The following is an 18,668-nucleotide window of genomic DNA, read 5'->3' as shown; positions in this document are numbered from 1 at the left end:
GTGGGGAACGGGGAACCTGATCCCCGAGATCCTGGGATGCGGTGGCCAGGACTGGCATCGTCACCTGCTTGAAGCAAGCAAGGTCCTGCGTGAGTGGGCGGAGCAGATGACTGCGAAGCCAGTCCTGAAGAATGCGAGTGGGTGGGGCGTAGCGGAGCGGGCGCCGTGCTTGGAACGGGAGCCAACTCGCCCTCCCTGCGGGCTTGTTGAAAGGGTCCACGCGAGTACGCATACTCATGTGTGCTGGCAGGCTGGTCCGTGACGATGCGTTCATGACGTTGAACAGAGTTCTTACGGGCATGGGGGCGGCAGCACTCGCGGTGGTGGTGCTGGCTGCGTGCGGCAGCGAGCAGGCCGGGGGACAGCAGCAGAACACCGCGAGCAGCGTGGGCGCGCAGGCGGCCGCTACCAGCCCCAGCCCGGATGCGCAGGTGGCGTTTATGGAGATGCTGGAGCGGGTGGGTGTGCCATGCGTGCCGGATGCCCCGGCGGCGACGGAGTCGGATGATCCGGGCCCGGGTGAGCATCCGCCCACGCGGCCGAGCGAGCTGCTGCCGGTGGGCGAGAAGCCGCCCACGGACGTGCCGTCCCCCACTGCTGCGCCTGAGCAGCCCAGGCTGAAGGGAGTGGAGGCGTGTGAGGGCCGTGAGCATGGCAAACGCATTACCCAGGCGCTGATCGGCCTGGACAAGCCCACCACGATTCAGGTGAGGCAGAAGCTGAACAAGCTCGGCTACATCGACTCCCGCATCCACGGCCTGAAGGCCGAGCGGGGCGTGGTGCGCTTCTACCTGGACTTGCGGGTGATGGGAGGGCAGCTGGCGCTCAAGGGGGCGTCGGCCGGGAAGAACACCACGGTGGAGGCGTTCGCGCACCCGGCGGAAGGCGCGTTCAAGCCGGGCAGGTAACGGCGCTCAGCGGGGCATCGGCGGGGGCAGCTTCGGCTTGCCTGCGCTGATGCCCCTCCCGCTTGCCCCGGGCAGGCCGCCGGGGATGTCCGGGTGGCCGAAATTACGCTGCGGGGGTCAACGGAGGGCTGCGGCAGGGCGGTGAAGCGGCCGGGGAGAAGCTCACGCCGTGCCGGACGCGACGACTTGTGTACTCGGCGCGGGCCCGCCGCTCAGCTCGGCCTCGTCCGAGGCGAGCAGCCAGGACCCCGAAGGACCACGGACAAAGGTCAGTGTGTGGGGAAGCGAGTACTCCTCGCACTCCGGGGCTCCGTCCGCGACTTGAGCGGATGTGAACGGGTAGTAGAGGCGGGTGTCCTCTGTCACGCGCAGGGTCACGGCGCCCCCTTCCTCGGCTGCATCGTTCACCGTCACGTCGACCGCAGCGCGGATGTACCCGCCGTCGACATGCTGGTAGACGCGGCCTTGACGGACCAGCGCGGCGAACTCCGCCCGTAGCTCGGTTCGCATCGACGTGGTGGCCGCGGCCGGCGGTTCGGCGGCGTTGGGGGACCGTGCGGCGGTCCGGGTCACCAGGTCGGCGCGTTGTTGCAGGTAGCTCTGTGCGAGCCGGGACAGCCGGGCCCGGTCTGCCGCTGCGGGTGTCCGGGGAGCGAAGTTCGCCGATGCTGTGACGCCTCCCGCGATTGCTGCCGCAGTCAGTGCCGCGGCCAGGACGTTTGTACGTGTTCCGCCTGCGCGCACGTGATTCCTCCCCGGAGGCGTATGAACGGTCGAGATCGAAGATGTCCTTCGCGGCCTTGACGTCGGCAGCGAGGTGAAGCCGCGTCCGAGAAGGGCCCATCTTTGACCCGTAAGCGTCGGTCGGGCGGCAGGAACGGTGCTGTATCGCGTGAGCCGCACACCCGGCGGCATCCACGGCGTACCCGCGCTGATGAGCGCAAGGTCCGCTCGGCCGGGCGTACCGAAATGCCGATGACTCCGGCCTCGCGTAGCGTGACGAGTGACTGCGTAGGGTAGCCGATGGGTGGATCGGGAGGCGGACAGCCTTGGTGGAAATCTATGAATCGAACGAGTCGAGCGAGTACGCCAAGCACGAGTCCTGAACACCTCGGTCGGGGCGGCGATGCCGTCCCGGCCTGCTCTCCCTTGACCTGTGGAGGTCGGACGTGAAGCTCGGCTTGCACTACTGGAACTACTCGACACCGGCCGACCCCGCGCTCATCGCTCCGACGCTCGCGGAGTCGGTGCGGATCGCCGAACAGGCGGGCATCGCGTCGTTCACCGTGATGGATCACTACTTCCAGATGGAGACCGGGCAGACCGCCGCCGACGACCCGATGCTGGAGGGGTACACCACGCTCGGCTATGTCGCGGCGGTGAGCGAGCGCATGACGCTCGGCCTGATGGTCACGGGAGTGATGTACCGGCACCCCGGGCTGCTGGCGAAGATCGTCACCAGCCTCGATGTGCTGTCGCGCGGCAGGGCCAGGCTGGGCATCGGAGCCTCCTGGTACGAGCGGGAGCAGTACGGGCTCGGAGTGCCGGTGGTTCCGGTGGCCGAGCGGTTCGAACGGCTGGAGGAGACGATCCTGATCTGCCTCCAGATGTGGAGCGACGACAACGGCCCGTTCCGCGGCCGTCATTACCAGCTCGCCGAGACGCTGTGCGTGCCCGAGCCGATCGGCGAGCGCCCGCCGATCATGATCGGTGGCGGGGGAGAGAAGAAGACTCTGCGGCTGGTCGCCCGGTACGCGGACGCCTGCAATCTGTTCGCCACGGACCAGGAAGAAGTGGCCCACAAGCTCGATGTGCTGCGTGCGCACTGCGATGCGGAGGGCCGTGACTACGACGCCATCGCGAAGACCGTGATGTACAACGGCCCGGTGCTGGACAGGCCGGACGTGTTCCTCGCGGATGCGGAGGCGTACGCGAGTCTGGGCATCAGCGAGATCCAACTGCTGCCGGACCGGCACCCGGTCAGCTTCACCCACCAGGTCGCCGAGCACATTGCGCCTTGGGTCGCGGTGATCGGATAGAGCCGGACCGAGACCGAAGCGATCGCGGCACCACTCCGGCTACTTTTCGTCGTCTTCGTAGTCCTTGTCGGTGCAGCCCAGCACGTCGGAGAGGTGCTGCTCGATGGGACTGCCCAGCTCGTCCTCGGTGCAGAACAGCCCGTGCACGGCGCCCATCGGATGGATGGCCCCCTCCGTGTCCTGCCCGGGTACGGCGGAACGCCGGCCCCGCAGCATCAAGGAGACCGGCCCTGACCTAGGAACCGGTGGTGCCGTCGACGATCTCCCGGATCACGTCGAGGTGACCGTTGTGTCGCGCGGTCTCCTCGATCAGGTGCAGGACGATCCAGCGCAGATCGGGGTATTGGCCGTCCCTGCGCGGGCGCTTGGCCGGAGTGTCCAGGTCGTGGGAGGCGACCAGTTCGCGATAGCGGGTGGTCCGTGCCTCGTACGCCGACAGAACATCGGCGAGCGGCATGTCCACCGCGATGCGCATCTCACGGTCGGGGTCCTCGTCCGTCCACGGCCCTTCGTCCTCGCCACCGAGGAAGGCCACCTCGAACCAGTAGTACTCAACCCAGCTGAGGTGGTTGATCAGCCCGGAGACCGTCATCAGAGGGGAGCCGGGCAGCGGGGCACGGCGGGCATCTTCCGGTGAAATGCCCTCGCACTTCGCGCGTGCGGTGCCGCGGGCGTAGTCGAGGAAGGTGGCCAGCTGGGTGCGCTCGTCCCATGCGGGAGGCGTATCGGTGCGTGTCATGGGGGTACACGATCTGCGACCTGGGGCCCCCTGTCCACCGCATTGTTCCATTGGGGCCCGCCCCTGGGTCCGTGGGCCCAAGCCCGGGCGGGCGGGGGCGATTACGCTCGTACGCGACCAACTGTGAGCCCACCCGGCCAGGTGCCCGCCATGAGCGCCTGTCCGGTGTGCCCATACGCGCATGGATCTGCACGCTCCACCTGTTTCCGCTGGGCGGTCGCTTCTCGTCCGATGCTGTTTCGCCCGAAGCGGGTGTCCACACTCTCATGGGGTGATGTGTCGATGAGTGACGGTTTCTTCTACTCGTACCACCTCGGCTGGAGCCGACCGGATGCCGAGTCGCTCTTCGGCGATCTCGACTCGGCGGGACTGCGGCTCAGGCACCCCGTCACGAGACGGGTCACGCTCCTCGGCCCGGGGCCGGATCCGTGGGGCACCCCTTCGTGGGTGACGAGGGAGCAGCTCGTGCTCCTGGCCGGCCTGCAGCGGCTCGACAGGGTCGACTTCCTGCTGTGGGTGAACAGCGGCACCGACGTTCCGGCGCGCATCCGGCGGATGGAGGACGGAGTCGTCGCGCTCGAATTCGGATTCGGGCGGCTGACACGGGACGAGCAGGAGGTGGCCGCGCGGGCGATCCGGGAGGCGATAGGGCGGGCTTCCGTTCTCTGTATCGGCTTCGTGGTCGACCGGGAGGGCGCTTCCGCGGCGACCGACTGGAGCGGTGTCGTCATCAACGGCACAACGTTCTTCGACAGTTGGCCGGACACGCTTGCCGTACGGCATCAAATTGCCGCGATGCAGCCCCAGCTGGCCGGAGTGGCCTCGTTCGACCAGTCGCCGTGGATGCTGTTCGGGAGTGAGGTCCCCAGCCGGTAGCGGCGGCGGTTCCCTGGCCCGCTTCAGGTCTGCAACTCCCTTCGGAATCAGCAACTTTGAGCCTTGCATTGGGCCCTGAGGCCCATGCCCGAAGGGTGCCGATGTGGTCGGATGCGTGGAGTGACTGAACTGTGGCTGCACACCGGCAAGCTGGGGGACTCGTCGTGTCTGGCATAGGTGGATTTGCGGTTTCGGGTGGCGCCGGTGGAGGTGCTGCCGTGACTCAGCAGGGCAGGCAGCCGCTGCCGCGCCCGTTGCAGGCGGTGCTGATCCTCGTCCGGGTCCTCTTCGCGGCCGCGGTTCTGGGCGGCGCCGGTGTGCTGACGGTGGCGTCGGCGGTCAATGAGGTCGACGGCCAGCTGTTCGGACTGCTGCTGTACGCGGCGCTGCCGAGCGTGACCGCATTTGTGCTCTCGCTGTATCTGCGGACCGGCGGCATCTGGATCTGGCGCGGACTCCTGGCCGTACACGTCTGGCTCACCCTCGGTGCGCTGGCGACCCTCGGCCAGGACGGCGGCGGGCGAGGCGTGACCCAACTGGTGATGCCCGTAGCCGTCGTTGTCCTGCTGTTCCGGCCGAGCTCGCGCGACTGGTTCGAGCTTTCCCTCGAACAGCGTTTGCCGCACCGGCGGTTCAGCATCGCGCGGATGATCAAGTGGCGCCGCGACGACGACGGTCAGACCGCGATGGAATACCTGGGCATGGTCCTGGTGGTCGTGGCCCTCATCGGCGGACTCGTTGCCACGGGGATCGGCGCCCAGCTGACCGATGAGATGCGGAACGCGATCTGCCGGCTGACCGGTAGCGCGTGCCCTGCGCCCGGCGGCGATGTGGTGGCGGGGGACGGGAAGAACTCCGGGGGTGCGGAGTCCGGGGGTGCGGAGTCCGGAGAGTCCGGCTCGGACTCGGGCGGCGCGGACGCATCCGGTGGTACGGACTCGGGCGGATCCGTCGTAGGCGGCGGTACGGAGTCCGGGGGGTCCGGCTCGGACTCCGGCGGGTCCGGCGCAGCCGGCGGCTCCAGCGCAGCCGGTGGTTCCAACACGGCCGGTGGTTCCAACGCCGCCGGCAGCTCCGGCTCCGGCTCCGGCAGCTCCGGCGGAGGCGATACCGCCACCCAGGTCGACGACGGCGGTGACGACGCGGACACCTCCGGCGAGCCGGACGGTGGCGACGACGTGGACGGCGGCGGCAACGGCGGCGACGAGAAGCCCGGTGAGAGCTGCACCTCCGGCGTCGGCGCGTTCTTCTCCTGCGCCGCACACCAGACCGGCGGCTTCTTCGAAGGTCTGGTCGGCGACGGGCTGTGGGGTGACATCACCGGCACGTTCGACACGATCATCCACCCCGTCGAGGCGTGGAACGGCCTGATGGACTACGGCAAGGGCCTCGGCGACAAGTGGAGCCAGGACTCCAAGGACGCCGCAGGCAAGTGGTCCAAGGGCGACTACCTCGGTGCGGTCTGGGACTGGACCAAGGCGTCCGGCGGCACCGGGCTGAAGGTCCTGGACGACATGTTCATCGGCGACGACGTCCGCGACATGTGGAAGAGGGGCGACGAGGGCCAGGCGATCGGCACCGGCCTCTGGAACATCGGCTCGCTGTTCATCCCCGGCTACGGCGAGGCCAAGCTCGTCGGCAAGTTCGGAAAGCTGGGCAAGCTCGGGAAACTCGGCAAGCTCGGCGAAGTGGCCGAGAAGGCGTCGGAGGCCGCGGCCAAGGCGAAAAAGGCCGCCAAGGCGGGCGATGTCGCGGGCGCCGAGAAGGCCGCGAAGGAAGCGCAGCAGCACGCCGACGATGCAGCCGAGCAGGCCGGCCTCAAGGGCTGCACCGTCGGCATGGGCGGCCTCGTACGCGTCCCGTACGGCAGCGGTGCCGGCTGGGGAGTTCCCGGCTCGGGCACCGGCGTCATGGCCGCGGCCCGCACGTCCGTGCGCGTCGGGTTCCTCACCGGAAAGTGCGACGAGGTCGACCCGGAGAAGAAGGCGGCCGCCGACGAGGCCCAGAGGCTGGCCGACGAGGCGAAGAAGGCGGCCGACGCGGCCAAGCGGAAGCAGGAGCTGGAGCGCGCCCAGAACCTTCCGAAGCCGGCCTGGTACAAGGACCTGAAGGACCCGCCGGCAGGGGCCAAGGACGGCGGGGAAGGCAACTGGAAGGAAATCAAGCCGGGCGTCTGGAGCTACCCGACCGAAATGGGTGCCCGTTATCAGGAGCAGATCTCCAAGGTGGGCCGCGGCAAGGAGTACCGGGTTCCGCTGGACAAACTCACCGGCAAGCCGGTCGACTTCGACGGCTGGGACGCCTCGCGGGGCACCTACCTGGAGGCGAAGTACGGGTACAAGGGCAAGGACTACTACAACGCCGACACCGGGACGCTCACGTCGAAGGTCGCCGACCGGTGGGCGGACCAGGCGAGCCGGCAGGTCGACGCGGCACGCGGCAAGCCGGTCGAGTGGCACCTGTCCGACCCGGACGTCGCCGAAGCGGCGCGAGAGATGTTCGAGGACCGGGGCATCCCGGTTAAGGTGATCCACACTCCGGGGGACGTGACCGGCTGAACGCCGGACGGGGTGTGGAACCGCAGACCGGAGCCCGAGGAGAACGTGTCGTGCTGAACGTCGTAGTCAACGGTTTCTGGGGCCTCCGCGGGGAATCGGTGCCGGGCATCGCCGAGCGCTGGTCCGGCACGCTCACCGCGCTCAAGGACATCGACGGCCCGACGTTCGACGTATGGCACGAGTCCGGTGACGACCTCCCGTCCGATCCCGTGCTGGAGCCCTCGGTCCCCGCACTGGCGGAGTACATCGAGCGGAAGAACACGGGTCCCGACCTCGACGTGGTGGGCTACACGACGTCGCTGTGGGCGCAGAACCCCGCTGCGGCGCGGGTGTCCATGGCCATTCACGCGGGCAGTACCTCGCACTACGCGGTGAACTCCGTCTCGCTCGCCTTCCGGTCGCGCGAGGTGGACGAAACCGCGGAGGTGATCCGGCGCGCTCCGGAGATCCTGCGTCTCCTCGCGGAGAACTGGGAGATCGACGCCGGGCAGGTGTACGACAGGCCCCAGTACCGGGCGGTGGCCGAGCGGTTCGACCTGGCGAACAGCGACCCCCGCTGCGGCCGGGCGGTCTTCCTCTCCGCCGGCCGTGCCGCCCTCGCACCCGAGGGGCTGCCCGGTACGTACGTCCGCACCGCACACGGTGGACTGGTCATCGACCTCACCCGTGGCGGTACGCAGTCCCCGCCCATCGAGACCGTCATCGAGGCGAACACGCGGCTGCGGGAGGCCGGGGCGCTGGAGAAGCTCCCGGTGCCGTTCGACCGGGCCACGTTCTGACGACCTCGCCCACGATTGGCAGTGGGAGAAGTCGCGGTGTCTGGGGCCTTCGAATCCAAGGCGGAGGAAGGAGTGATGGCGGAGCCATCGCGACTGACGACAACGCCGGAGGCGGAGGTCCCAGACACCGCGACGCCGCTGACAATCGTGGGCGAGGTCGTGACACCCGCGCACCCGTGAGCGGCGTGTCTCAGAGCCATCCCCGCATCGCCGCGAATCCCAGCAGCAGTCCCACCGCGAACACCCCGAGCACGACCGCGAACACCGCGGGCATCACCACCGGCCCCCACGCCCTTCGCCCCGCCACCGTGGCGCTCCCCGAGGGGTCTGCCGGATCGTAGCTGACCCGGACAGGCGCCCCGACCTCGAATCCGAACGGCCCCGGGGCGTGGTCGGTGAACTCGATGTCCCGGCCGTCGCGGGTACGGAACGCGAAGACGTGCTCGGTGACGTAACTCCGCTCCATGCCCGGCCCCCGGTCGACCGTCCGGCGGTCCGCGCACCGGCCCTCGGCGTGTTCGCCGTGCCGGACCAGCCGCAGCACCCGGTTCAGACGCAGCGCCGACCGGATGGCGAACGCACCGAGGAACAGGCCGAACAGGAGCAGGAACATGGCTGTGCCGCCGGGCAGGATCTGCATGAACGAGCGCCCCTGGTCCGCTGCTTGACCGCTACTTGACCCTGATCGACTCGACGAACGCGTCGAGGTCCTGTCGGCTCAGCGAGCCCTTCACCGCATTGATCCGGACCGCGAACGGCACATCCTTCGAATCGACGCCCGCCACCACGACCCCCGTCATCGGGGTGCCCGGCGCCGGGGTCTGCTCCTTGCCGCTCGACGTGAACTCGTAGTCGATCCTGCGCGCCTCACGGGCACTCTCCGCACCCGCCAGCCGCACGTCCGAGGTTTCCTTCCGGGTCGCCCCGAGACCGATACCGGCACCCGCCGCAGCCGCCGCCTCACCGGCGTCGTCCACGCCCGTGGCGAAGTCGAGCTGCACGGAGACCATGCCGGTGCGCAGCCCGCCCTCCTCCTTCAGCGCGACGGCGGCGTTGGCCTTGGCCCGGTCGGTCCCGGGCTGCTCCTTGTAGCCCTTTTTCTCGGGGTAGCCGACGGAGAGGCTCCTGGTGTCGAGCTTGCCCCAGCCCTCCGGGACCGCGGCGGCGTCGTCGCCGCAGCCGGTGAGCAGGGCGAGGCCGATGGTGGCGGCGGCAGCTGCGCCGATTGCCCGGGACATCTTCATCGTCGTCGTCATCGTCTGTCGCCTCTTCGTCGTGCGTGGTTGCTGCGTGCCGGAGCCGTACCTTCCGTACAGCTTCGGCTGTGGCTACTTCGCGCAGTAGCTGTACGGAAGGTACGAGCGCTTGTCGCCCTGCGGAGCCCCGAGGAACTGCGCGTCCGTCAGTGTCTCCTTCTTGTGCTCGTCCGAGATGGAGAATCCGAGACTCATGCCGAGCGACACCTCGAAGCCGAACTCCTGGGCGTTCGTCTCACCGTGGTACTTCATGGAGCTCGACAGACCGTCCTGGAACATCAGCTGGTCGAACGGGTCGGTTCCGGTGGGCTTCTGCTGCATGGAGTGGTCGCCGAACAGGTACTCGAACGGGGCGGTGTTGTTGCCGGAGCCGTTCAGCCACTGCTCGGCGGTGGCCCGCTTGTCCTCGGTGGCCTTGTCCGTGTCCTTGCCGAAGATGATCGAGTTCGTCACGACCTCGATGCCGGTCTCGCCGGAGGGATCGGTGCCGCTGACCTTGCCGCCGCGCTTGTCCTTGCCCTTCTCGCCGTTGTCGCCGCTGATGTCGCCCTTGCCGGACGTCGAGCCGTTCTCGACGGTCTGGGTCATGTCGATACGGACGATCTTGCCGGTCTTCTGGTCGCGGGTGACGGTGATCGCCCCGGTCCGGTTGCTCTTCGCGGAGGCCTGGCCGCCGACGGGGCCGGCCGAACCGCCGACCTTGCCCTCCAGTTCGAGCTTGGCGGTGTACGTGTACGACTCGTTGCCGTTGACGTCGTCCTTGGCGATGGTCACCTCGGGGGAGAACTTGGCCTTGCCGCCGAGCTTGACGCCGAGTTTGGTCTCGTCGCCCGCGCTGAAGGAGAGGCCGCCGTCCGCGTACACATTGATGCCGACGGTCGAGTACGAGATCTTCTTGTCACCGATCTTCTTCTCGATGTCCTTCTTCTTGTCGGCCCACTTCATCGCCGAGTACCAGTTGCCGCCGTAGCCGCCGCTGTACTTGGTGGAGGTCTCCCACAGCTTCATTTCCGCGATGTCGTCCCGCAGCTTCTGGGCGTCCTCCTCGCTCTTGAAGACCCAGGTGTCACCGTTGGTGATCTTGATGCCACCGCCGACGTCCACATCGGCCTTGCCCAGCTTGCCGAGCTTGACGCCGGGGGTGCCGGCGGTGCCACCGGCCGAGGCGGCGTCCGTGAACGTCATGTAGACCAGCTTGTCGTTCTCGTCGACCTCGCCGTCCTGGTTCACATCCGTCTTGGCCTGGCTGACCTTCTGCTGGAAGCCGTACTCGTTGCCCCACTCGAACCAGCCGATCTTGACCTTGTCGCCGACGGTGTCGGAGATGCTGGAGACCTGGCACATCCTGGGCTCGTAGTCGGCGTCCGTCTTCGGCTTCGCGGTGGTGTCCCCGCCGCCCGTGGAACAGCCGGCACCGCCGCCGCCCATCGCGTTGATCGCACAGCGGATGCGCTCCCCGATCTGCCCGCCGACACCCGCCATGGCCATCGCGCCGATCATCGTGACGACGAGGACGATCACCCCGAGGTACTCCAGGGCGGTGGCGCCGCTGTCCCGCCAGGAGTACGGGTACGGCGTGTGCGAGGACCGGTCGTCCTGATCGTCGCGGTCCTCCAGCAGCCGGTCGACGGCCAGTCCCGCGGCCGAACCGGTCACCAGCGAGACGATCGGCATCAACGTGCCCTCGAAGCCCATGAGATGCCAGGACACGGCGAATCCGTAGGCGAGCGCGGCCAGCGGGACACCCAGGGAGGCAAGCAGCGTCAGCAGGCGGGACTCGCGCCGCTCGTCGGGCAGGACGCGGGCCGAGGCCAGGACCGTGAGCACGGTCGTGATGACGTTCGGTACGTGCAGCAGGGCGAGGCGCCAGCCGAAGGACGCCAGCCGTTCGTCGGTGGCGAGCATCTCGACGAGCCCGCGCGACACCAGATATCCGGCGGCGATGTAGACCAGAGCACCGGCGGCCCAACTACGGGTCAGTGCGAAGAACACGCCCCCGCTCGCACCGGAACCACCACCCCCGCTCCCCGGCGGTATGTGGCCCGCGCTTCCGCTTCCCCAGCCCCCGCCACCAGTCACGGTTCTTCCTTTCCGACGTTCACTTGCCGTGCCTGTGCCCGCAGTTGTGCATTCGGGTGTGGCCGTGAGCGTACGGGTGTTCGGGCCGGGTGACCTGGGCCCTTGGCCCCAAAGCCGGGCCCAACGGCGGACGGTGCACGGCCCCGCCCGCGCGGGTGCGCGGGGGAGCCGGGCATCGGGGGGAGACGTGGCGCGGTGTCGGAACGCGCGAAGGATTTCAGTGTCCGATCAAGTGCCCAATCCACGGATCACGCAGGGTATCCACATGGCACTCGTCACACTGGCCCTACGGCCGGGACCGCCGGGACACCCGGCATCGGCCGGCTGCCTGGGCGCGGTGCCCCGAGTCTGCCCCTTCGCCCCTTGCCGGACACCGCCCGCGGGACGCAGCCTCAGCGGGGATCGACTCGCCGACGGGGCGGAAGGGCAGGACCAGACATGCATGACTGGCAGAAGCGCGGAAGCGAACGGACCGACCGCGGCCGGACGGGTTCGGGCCCGTCGGCCGGCCGCCAGGCGCCGTCCGCCGGGCAGGAGTTGCAGCGCACCGTGGGCAACGCCGCGTTCGCACGGATGGTACGACGCGCCCATGACGCATCCGCACCCGCGGACGCGGAGGAGTTGCAGCGCACCGTGGGCAACGCCGCGTTCGCACGGATGGTACAGCGCGCCCATGACGCATCCGCACCCGCGGACGCGGAGGAGGGTGTGGAGGCAGCCAACCGGGAAAGCGTGGTGGCCGGCGCCGTCCACGATGTCCTGCGCCGCCCGGGGCGCCCGCTGGAGGACGGCGTGCGCACGGTGATGGAAGACCGCCTGGGCGCGGACTTCGGCGCCGTGCGGGTGCACGACGACGCGGTGGCGGACCGCTCGGCGCGCGGGATCGGGGCGCTCGCCTACACGTCCGGCGAGCACGTCGTGCTCGGCCACGGCGGCCGCGACCCGCACACGCTGGCGCACGAACTCACCCACGTCATCCAGCAGCGGTCCGGACCGGTGGCGGGCAGCCACGAGGTGCAGGGCCTCAAGGTCAGCGACCCGTCGGACAGGTTCGAACGCGCGGCGGAGGCGAACGCCACCTGGGCGCTCGCGGACGTGCAGAGGGCACCGTCCACGACGGCCTCGCACGCGGGGGTCTCCTCCGGCGCGGGCACGGCGGTGCAGGACGGACCCGCTCCGGTGCAGCGCTTCGTCAAGGTCAACATCACGATGTACACCGACGACCCCGCCAGGACCAGGGGCCTGCCGACGGGTTCGGCCGACGAGCTGGTGGAGAAGGTGGCGGAGGCCGTCCGCACGTCCGATGACACGACCCTGTCCCAGGAGTACGAGGACAACAAGGACGAGGTCGAGAAGCAGGCCAGGAAGTGGGTCGCCGACCTGCAGGTGGGGCAGCCGGGGCCGAAGAGCAGCGCCGCGTTCGGGCGCAAGGCGCAGAACCGCTCCTACCTCGACCACCTGGACCTCGCCCGCGCGCTGGTCGGCTGGGTACTGCAGAAGCAGGGCCGGCGGGAGGAGAAGCTCTACGCGCAGCAACTCCAGGGCGATCCGCAGTTCGCAGCCGACCTCGACTCCGTGCTCCGCAAGGTGCGCGGCTGGATCGGCCGACTCGGCAACGAGGGCGCGACGTTCGCGGACCCGAACCGGGGCAGCATCGACATGGACCGGATGATGCGGGAACTGTCCACGGGCAGGGGCACCGCGATGGGCGGCCCGGAGAACTTCGGGCCCTACCAGCGGCACTTCGACAAGCCGTACGGACAGCACCCGACCGAGTTCGGGGGAGCCTTCTTGAAGGTCCTCGACACCCCGGAGGACTACGGCGTCAGGGACAAGATGATCGTCCTGCACGACGTCTACGACTACTTCAAGATGCGCAACGTCGGCCGCAAGGACCCCGAGACTGCGGGCAACGGCGCCTTCCCGGACACCCCGGACGGCGGCCCCGGGAGCCCGTACCTCCAGAACACCCAGGAACTGAGCCCGGACGGTACGAGGAAGACGAGCAGTACGGACCGCGGGTCCAAGACGACCGTGCGCGACGAGAAGGCGCCGTCGACAAAGATGGCCAGGAGCAACCGCATTCCCGTATGGGCCGGCGCGTCGCACACGACCGCGCGGCTGCTGCACCTGGGACGAACGGCCGGCGCCACGCCTGAGGAGCTGAACGCCGTGGCCCTCGGGATCTTCAGTTTCTGGCGCATCGACTACGACCACACCGCGGATCTCGCGGCTCACACCCTTCACGAGGTGCTGGACATCGCCTCCAACTTCGGGGTGCCGTACAACGCGAATGTGTCACAGGCCGGTTCGAGCAGGTACCCGCAGGTCATGAGGGACCGGATGGGGCAGGCCAACGACAAGTTCGAGCAGCAACACACACCGCTCAAGAACGCCGTCGAGCAACTGGAGAAGGACATCGACGGCCGTGGCACCGTAAAGCGTCTGTTGAACACCCCGCGCAAGAACGATGCCTCCCGCCTCCTCGCGCAGTACAACGACGCGCTCAACACCTGCAAGACGCTGCGCAACCAGGCAGACACCGCGTCCGGCGAGCAACTCGCCGCTCTCGCGGAGAATTACGCCGCCGCCCTGCGCAGCACCCTGAACCTGTACGACAGGATCTGCGAACTGGTACGCAGCAAGCGGGTGAGCGACACGCTCACCGAGAACGACCGGGATGCCGTGGGCGCCCGCCGGCTCCCGTAGTCACCGATGGCCGCACGCCGCGCCGGTCGGCCGGACACCGCCGCCGGCGCGGTCGGCCGCGCAGAGAATCCCACAAGCCTCTGCCATGCCCACACGATCGACTTCGCACTCCGCCGCAAAGTGGTCAAGCCGGCTCAGCAGAGCCTCAGCCGGAGCGGCACAGGAACAACGAGCAAACCCCGCACCTGACGGAGGGCAGGAAAATCAATCCCGCTGCGCGGTACAACGGCCACGGCCTCTCCGCACAAGTTGCCGTTACGACCTCCCCCACGATAGGGAGCGGATCAGCGAGCGGCGTCGTGCGGCTTCGATTGCAAGGCGGAGGAAGGAGTCGACGCGGCGCGTCGTTGACTGACGACAACGCCGCAAGCGGAGTCGCAGGGCGTCGGGAGCCCGCTCCCTATCCTGGGGGAGGTCGTTACCCCGCGCTGGTGACCCTCAGCGCGGGTGGGGCCACCCCCTGCGGAGATAATCGGCAGCATGCCCGACGACGAACCGGCCGCTCAGGCCACCGCCCCCGCACAGCAGCTCGTGCAGCAGCGCAGCCGCCGAACGCAGCCGCGGTCCCCCGTCCGCGGCCGCCTCGCCACGGCCCTCGCGGCGGCGGCACCGGCCCTCGGCGCGTACGCGGCCGTGCGCCTGATCGGTCTCGTCGTCCTCGCCGCCGCCGCGTCCAACGCAGACAAGAGCGCCTTCCACCTCCTCGGCGAGCGCTGGGACTCCGTCTGGTACCAGCGGATCGCCGAGAACGGCTACGGCTACACAGTCACCCTCCCGAACGGCGGCGTCCACTCCGACCTGGCCTTCTTCCCCCTGCTGCCCGCTCTGGAACGCGGCATCGCCGAGCTGACCCCGCTCTCCCTCGCGGGCGCCGGACTGCTGGTCGCCTGGGTGGCCGCGCTCTTCGCCGCCTGGGGGATCTACGCCGTGGGGGCGCATCTGTACGGGCGCCGGGCCGGCGTGGTGCTGGCCGCGCTGTGGGGCGTGTACCCGACGGCGTTCGTGCAGTCGATGGCGTACACCGAAACACTGTTCACCGCGTTCGCCGCCTGGGCGCTGTACGCCGTACTGACCCGGCGCTGGATCGCGGCGGGCGCACTGTGCGTACTCGCCGGGCTGACCAGGCCCTCCGCCGCCGCGCTCATCGCCGCCCTCGCGATCACCGCCGCGGTCACGCTCGTACGGGAGTACCGGGCCGGCCGGACGGACGGCATCGTCCGCCGCAATGCGCGGATGCTGACCGGTATCGCACTCGCGCCGCTGGGCTGGCTCGCGTACGTGGTGTTCGTCGCCGTACGGGAGGGCAGCCCGTTCGCGTACTTCGACGTCCAGGCGCAGTGGGGCAACAGCATCGATGGAGGCGTGGCGCTCGCCTCGTTCATCCTCGGGCTGCCGCTGCCCGGCGCCCTCGGGCTGGGCGCGGCGCTGGTGGGCCTGGGATGGGTGGTGTCCCTGTGCGTACGGCAGCGCCAGCCTCTCCCCGTACTCGCCTACTGCATCGCCGTCGTCGTCATCGCGCTGATCGGCTCCGGGTACTTCGGGTCCAGGCCGCGGCTGATGATGCCCGCGTTCCCGCTGCTCCTCCCACCCGCCGTCGCGCTGCTACGGCTGCGCACCACGGCCCGCACGGTGACGGTCCTTGCCGTGCTCGCGCTGGCTTCGGCGGCCTACGGGGCGTGGACGCTGCTCGGTTCCGGCCCGCCGTAGGCGCGAACCCGGTCAGGGCCGGGGCAGGTCCAGCGGGATGCGGCGGGTCGCGCGGCCCCGGGTGTCGAGGAGCCGGCCCATGCGCTTGCGGCACCACCGTGCGGTCCTTGGTGTCGTACGTGCGAGACCGGCCCGTCTGCCGCCACATGATGGCGGACCGGCCGCCCGCGCCTCAGCCCCGGCTCTCCCGCGTCTGGACGATCCGCACCCGTGCCCCCGGCCGCAGCCCCCACTTCTCCATCGCCCCGGCCTCCGACTCGATCACATGACGGGCCCGCAACCGCGGCATCCCGAGCCGGCCCGGCTTCATCGTGTGGACGGCGACCACGTTGAACTTCCGGTCCAGGTACGCCACATCGATGGTGAACCGCATCCGGAAGGTGTGCACACTCCCGCACGGGGTGATCAGCAGGGCGCCGTCGATCCCGTCCTGCCCGAGCAGCCCGCGGCTCCTGGCCCGGTACGTGGCCGCGATCCGCAGCGGTATCTCAGACTCCTGCCCTCCTTGTGGATCGGTGACCGTCAACGTCCCATTCCCATTGCGCCATTGAGCCATGGCCCAGACGGTAGCGTCCGGTGACGGCCGCTGGGTCCACAACGGTGCGCAGTGGGCCCCAGGACCCATGACCCGTGCCCGGCACCCGCCTAGGGTCTGCTCCGTGTACGTCATGCTGACAGTGCTCGCCGCACTCTGGGGCGCAGCGTCCGGACTGCTGGTCCCGCGCGCCGCCTACCGGTTCTCCGTCGAACCGGAGGACGACTGGCGGGACACCTGCCCGGCGGGTCACGCCCTGACCGGGGCCGCCCGCGGCTGGCTCGGCTCCACCCGGTGCGCCATGTGTGCGGCGGCGGTGCCGGTACCCGCCACCGCGGGCGCCGAGCCGGGAGACCGGAGCGCAGGGGAAGCCACCGCGCGGCCCGCGGCGCGCTACGCCCCCGGTGTCCTGATCCCCGTCGTCACCGCGCTCGCCTGCGCCGCGCTCGCAGCGGCCACCGGGCTCCGTCCGGAGCTCGCCGTCTGGCTGCTGCTGGCCCCTGTCGGCATACTCCTCGCGACCATCGACCGCCGCGTCCACCGCCTGCCCGACCGGCTGACACTGCCTGCCGCAGGGGCGGTCGCCGTGCTCCTGGGCGCTGCGGCGCTGCTCCCGGAGCACGGTGGATCCTGGCTGTCCGCCCTGCTCGGCGGAGTGACCCTCGGCGCGTTCTACTTCCTGCTCTTCCTCATCAACCCGAACGGAATGGGCTTCGGAGACGTCAAACTCGCCCTGTCGCTGGGCGTGGCCCTCGGCTGGTACGGCTGGGGCGTGGTGTTCGCCGGGGGCTTCGCCGGGTTCCTGCTCGGTGCGGTGTACGGGTTCGGGCTGATGGTCCTGAAGCGGGCCGGGCGCAAGACCGGCATCCCGTTCGGACCGTTCATGATCACGGGCGCGCTGCTGGGCATACTCCTCGGCGGACTGGCCGCCTGACCACTGCCGCGCCTGCCGCCCGCCCCGTCGAATCGAGGTCGCGCGGGCCACCGCCCGGCTGACACCATCCCCGCATGTCAGGGACACCCGAAGAAGCAGCAGAACGCGCACGGTTCGACGCCCTCGTCGAGGAGGCCGCCGCCGTCTCCGTCGACGGCTGGGACTTCTCCTGGCTCGACGGCCGGGCCACCGAACAGCGCCCCTCCTGGGGCTATGCCCGCGCCATGGCGGACCGGATGGGACGGGCCGGGGCCGCGCTGGACATCCAGACGGGCGGTGGCGAGGTCCTCGCCTCCGTTCCGAAGCTGCCTCCGCTCACCGTCGCCACCGAGTCCTGGCCGCCGAACATCGCCCGCGCCACCGCACTCCTGCACCCGCTCGGCGCGGCCGTGGTCGCCGATCCGGACGAGCCGCCGCTGCCGTTCGGTGACCACGCTTTCGACCTGGTGGTCAGCCGGCATCCGGTGACCACCTGGTGGGCGGAGATCGCGCGGGTGCTCGTCCCCGGGGGCACGTACTTCTCGCAGCAGGTCGGCCCGGCCAGTGTCTTCGAACTCGTCGAGCACTTCCTCGGCCCGCAGCCGCCCGAGGTGCGCGGCGCCCGCGACCCGGAGAAGGCACGGGCCGAAGCCGAGGCGGCCGGGCTCGAAGTCGTCGATCTGCGGATGGAGACGCTGCGTACCGAATTCTTCGACATCGGCGCCGTCGTCTACTTCCTGCGGAAAGTGATCTGGATGGTGCCGGGCTTCACCGTGGAGGAGTACCGGCCGAAACTGGCCGGGCTGCACCACCGGATCGAGACCGAGGGGCCGTTCGTGGCCCACACCACCCGATTCCTGATCGAGGCCCGCAAACCGGAGTAGGCCACTCCCTCTGCTTCCGCCCGGAAGGTGCGACCCTGGACGGTGAGCGCATGGGAGGGAACCGGCCATGAGGGTGGGGAACGAAGAGGAAGCACCGCGTGTCCCGCGGCAGGGGAAGGCCGACTGGCTCAGAGGCGCACGGATCGTCGGAGTGCTCGGCGTCTTCTACCGGCCGGAGGGACGGATGGGGGAGCCGGAAGCCGTCGAATTCCTGCTGGCCGACGGCCAGTCGGTGCTTCTGACCTGTGCCTCCGACCGGACCCTGCATGTCGGTCCCGGCGCCTGGCCACGGCTGCCCGACTGGTGCGTTCCGTCGGGACAGTGGGAGTTCGCCGATGTGTCGAACCTGCCGCCGCCGCCCGACGGCGGCTGGACCGTCACCCGCACCGAGGAGCGCAGGAACGAGAGGGGCGAGGTGCACGAGGCCGTCATACGGTGCGAGGGCGGACGCTTCGTGGTCATCGGCGGTGACACCGCGTCGATCCGCTTCACCCGCGGCCACCGGGGCGCACCGGCGAGGGGCTGATTTCCGGCCCGCCCGGCGTTCGGGGACAGGACGGGCGGCCGGACGGGCCCGGCGCACCCATCGCTGTCACAGCACTAGTAGGGCTTTGTTAGGTACCCCGGATAATCAAGCAGGAGTAGGGTTGTGATCTTCTTTCAGGTGTGACTCCTGAGGAGATGGA

General features: G+C 69.6%; 16 protein-coding genes. 10 read left to right on the top strand and 6 right to left on the bottom strand.

Annotation, left to right across the window (positions count from 1 at the left end; translation table 11 throughout):
• Window positions 1-272: 272 nt before the first annotated feature.
• Window positions 273-908, top strand: coding sequence for a hypothetical protein (locus ABTZ94_RS05545; RefSeq protein ID WP_351197776.1), 636 nt, complete (start codon window positions 273-275; stop codon window positions 906-908).
• Between the two features lie 162 nt (window positions 909-1,070).
• Here the strand turns inward: ABTZ94_RS05545 and ABTZ94_RS05540 are convergent, their stop codons facing one another.
• Complete coding sequence (locus ABTZ94_RS05540; RefSeq protein WP_351197774.1) at window positions 1,071-1,652, bottom strand: hypothetical protein; 582 nt, start codon at window positions 1,650-1,652, stop codon at window positions 1,071-1,073.
• 425 nt (window positions 1,653-2,077) lie between these two features.
• Between ABTZ94_RS05540 and ABTZ94_RS05535 the strand changes: the two genes are divergently transcribed.
• Entirely contained in the window at window positions 2,078-2,947 is an 870-nt protein-coding gene (locus ABTZ94_RS05535) for an LLM class F420-dependent oxidoreductase (RefSeq protein WP_351197772.1), read from the top strand.
• A 235-nt stretch (window positions 2,948-3,182) separates the two neighbouring features.
• On the opposite strand, the gene ABTZ94_RS05530 is transcribed toward ABTZ94_RS05535, so the two are convergent.
• Window positions 3,183-3,686, bottom strand: coding sequence for a DinB family protein (locus ABTZ94_RS05530; protein WP_351197770.1), 504 nt, complete (start codon window positions 3,684-3,686; stop codon window positions 3,183-3,185).
• A 282-nt stretch (window positions 3,687-3,968) separates the two neighbouring features.
• Between ABTZ94_RS05530 and ABTZ94_RS05525 the strand changes: the two genes are divergently transcribed.
• From ABTZ94_RS05525 to ABTZ94_RS05515, 3 genes are all read left to right on the top strand, one after another.
• Window positions 3,969-4,562: a hypothetical protein gene (locus ABTZ94_RS05525; protein ID WP_351197768.1), complete on the top strand. Its 594-nt coding sequence runs from the start codon at window positions 3,969-3,971 to the stop codon at window positions 4,560-4,562.
• A 218-nt stretch (window positions 4,563-4,780) separates the two neighbouring features.
• Window positions 4,781-7,120 (top strand): Tox-REase-5 domain-containing protein, encoded by a 2,340-nt coding sequence (locus ABTZ94_RS05520; protein ID WP_351197766.1) that lies wholly within the window; start codon window positions 4,781-4,783, stop codon window positions 7,118-7,120.
• A gap of 50 nt (window positions 7,121-7,170) precedes the next feature.
• Window positions 7,171-7,899 (top strand): Imm52 family immunity protein, encoded by a 729-nt coding sequence (locus ABTZ94_RS05515; protein ID WP_351197764.1) that lies wholly within the window; start codon window positions 7,171-7,173, stop codon window positions 7,897-7,899.
• Window positions 7,900-8,089: 190 nt separating this feature from the next.
• On the opposite strand, the gene ABTZ94_RS05510 is transcribed toward ABTZ94_RS05515, so the two are convergent.
• From ABTZ94_RS05510 to ABTZ94_RS05500, 3 genes are all read right to left on the bottom strand, one after another.
• Complete coding sequence (locus tag ABTZ94_RS05510; protein ID WP_351197762.1) at window positions 8,090-8,539, bottom strand: DUF3592 domain-containing protein; 450 nt, start codon at window positions 8,537-8,539, stop codon at window positions 8,090-8,092.
• 31 nt (window positions 8,540-8,570) lie between these two features.
• A complete protein-coding gene (locus tag ABTZ94_RS05505) occupies window positions 8,571-9,143 on the bottom strand; it encodes a hypothetical protein (protein WP_502967182.1) in 573 nt (190 codons plus the stop codon).
• Between the two features lie 84 nt (window positions 9,144-9,227).
• Window positions 9,228-11,234 carry a hypothetical protein gene (locus ABTZ94_RS05500; RefSeq protein WP_351197758.1) on the bottom strand — a complete coding sequence of 669 codons (2,007 nt, stop codon included), beginning with the start codon at window positions 11,232-11,234 and terminating at the stop codon, window positions 9,228-9,230.
• 438 nt (window positions 11,235-11,672) lie between these two features.
• Between ABTZ94_RS05500 and ABTZ94_RS05495 the strand changes: the two genes are divergently transcribed.
• Both ABTZ94_RS05495 and ABTZ94_RS05490 read left to right on the top strand, forming a co-directional pair.
• On the top strand, window positions 11,673-13,943 hold the full coding sequence (locus ABTZ94_RS05495) for an eCIS core domain-containing protein (protein ID WP_351197756.1): 2,271 nt from the start codon (window positions 11,673-11,675) through the stop codon (window positions 13,941-13,943).
• Window positions 13,944-14,423: 480 nt separating this feature from the next.
• The gene (locus ABTZ94_RS05490; protein ID WP_351197754.1) at window positions 14,424-15,650 is read left to right on the top strand and encodes a hypothetical protein; all 1,227 of its coding nucleotides are present in this window, start codon (window positions 14,424-14,426) and stop codon (window positions 15,648-15,650) included.
• Between the two features lie 172 nt (window positions 15,651-15,822).
• Here the strand turns inward: ABTZ94_RS05490 and ABTZ94_RS05485 are convergent, their stop codons facing one another.
• Window positions 15,823-16,206: a DUF192 domain-containing protein gene (locus ABTZ94_RS05485; protein WP_351197752.1), complete on the bottom strand. Its 384-nt coding sequence runs from the start codon at window positions 16,204-16,206 to the stop codon at window positions 15,823-15,825.
• Between the two features lie 112 nt (window positions 16,207-16,318).
• Between ABTZ94_RS05485 and ABTZ94_RS05480 the strand changes: the two genes are divergently transcribed.
• The 3 genes from ABTZ94_RS05480 to ABTZ94_RS05470 all read left to right on the top strand — a co-directional run bounded on the left by ABTZ94_RS05480 (window position 16,319) and on the right by ABTZ94_RS05470 (window position 18,508).
• Window positions 16,319-17,119, top strand: coding sequence for a prepilin peptidase (locus tag ABTZ94_RS05480; RefSeq protein WP_351197874.1), 801 nt, complete (start codon window positions 16,319-16,321; stop codon window positions 17,117-17,119).
• Between the two features lie 74 nt (window positions 17,120-17,193).
• The gene (locus ABTZ94_RS05475) at window positions 17,194-17,982 is read left to right on the top strand and encodes a class I SAM-dependent methyltransferase (protein ID WP_351197750.1); all 789 of its coding nucleotides are present in this window, start codon (window positions 17,194-17,196) and stop codon (window positions 17,980-17,982) included.
• A gap of 67 nt (window positions 17,983-18,049) precedes the next feature.
• Window positions 18,050-18,508 (top strand): hypothetical protein, encoded by a 459-nt coding sequence (locus ABTZ94_RS05470; protein WP_351197748.1) that lies wholly within the window; start codon window positions 18,050-18,052, stop codon window positions 18,506-18,508.
• The last annotated feature ends 160 nt before the right edge of the window (window positions 18,509-18,668 follow it).

The organism is Streptomyces sp. NPDC002785, from assembly GCF_040295565.1.
GTDB lineage: Bacteria > Actinomycetota > Actinomycetes > Streptomycetales > Streptomycetaceae > Streptomyces.
This window is presented reverse-complemented; position numbering and strand designations above follow the sequence as displayed.

What these genes read in the sequence shown, in the direction of transcription:
- ABTZ94_RS05470 (WP_351197748.1), top strand. Translation starts at nt 18,050, where the DNA reads ATGAGGGTGGGGAACGAAGAGGAAGCACCGCGTGTCCCGCGGCAGGGG.
- ABTZ94_RS05495 (WP_351197756.1), top strand. Translation starts at nt 11,673, where the DNA reads ATGCATGACTGGCAGAAGCGCGGAAGCGAACGGACCGACCGCGGCCGG.
- ABTZ94_RS05475 (WP_351197750.1), top strand. Translation starts at nt 17,194, where the DNA reads ATGTCAGGGACACCCGAAGAAGCAGCAGAACGCGCACGGTTCGACGCC.
- ABTZ94_RS05485 (WP_351197752.1), bottom strand. Translation starts at nt 16,206, where the DNA reads ATGGCTCAATGGCGCAATGGGAATGGGACGTTGACGGTCACCGATCCA.
- ABTZ94_RS05505 (WP_502967182.1), bottom strand. Translation starts at nt 9,143, where the DNA reads ATGAAGATGTCCCGGGCAATCGGCGCAGCTGCCGCCGCCACCATCGGC.
- ABTZ94_RS05545 (WP_351197776.1), top strand. Translation starts at nt 273, where the DNA reads ATGACGTTGAACAGAGTTCTTACGGGCATGGGGGCGGCAGCACTCGCG.
- ABTZ94_RS05530 (WP_351197770.1), bottom strand. Translation starts at nt 3,686, where the DNA reads ATGACACGCACCGATACGCCTCCCGCATGGGACGAGCGCACCCAGCTG.
- ABTZ94_RS05480 (WP_351197874.1), top strand. Translation starts at nt 16,319, where the DNA reads ATGCTGACAGTGCTCGCCGCACTCTGGGGCGCAGCGTCCGGACTGCTG.
- ABTZ94_RS05510 (WP_351197762.1), bottom strand. Translation starts at nt 8,539, where the DNA reads ATGCAGATCCTGCCCGGCGGCACAGCCATGTTCCTGCTCCTGTTCGGC.
- ABTZ94_RS05490 (WP_351197754.1), top strand. Translation starts at nt 14,424, where the DNA reads ATGCCCGACGACGAACCGGCCGCTCAGGCCACCGCCCCCGCACAGCAG.
- ABTZ94_RS05525 (WP_351197768.1), top strand. Translation starts at nt 3,969, where the DNA reads ATGAGTGACGGTTTCTTCTACTCGTACCACCTCGGCTGGAGCCGACCG.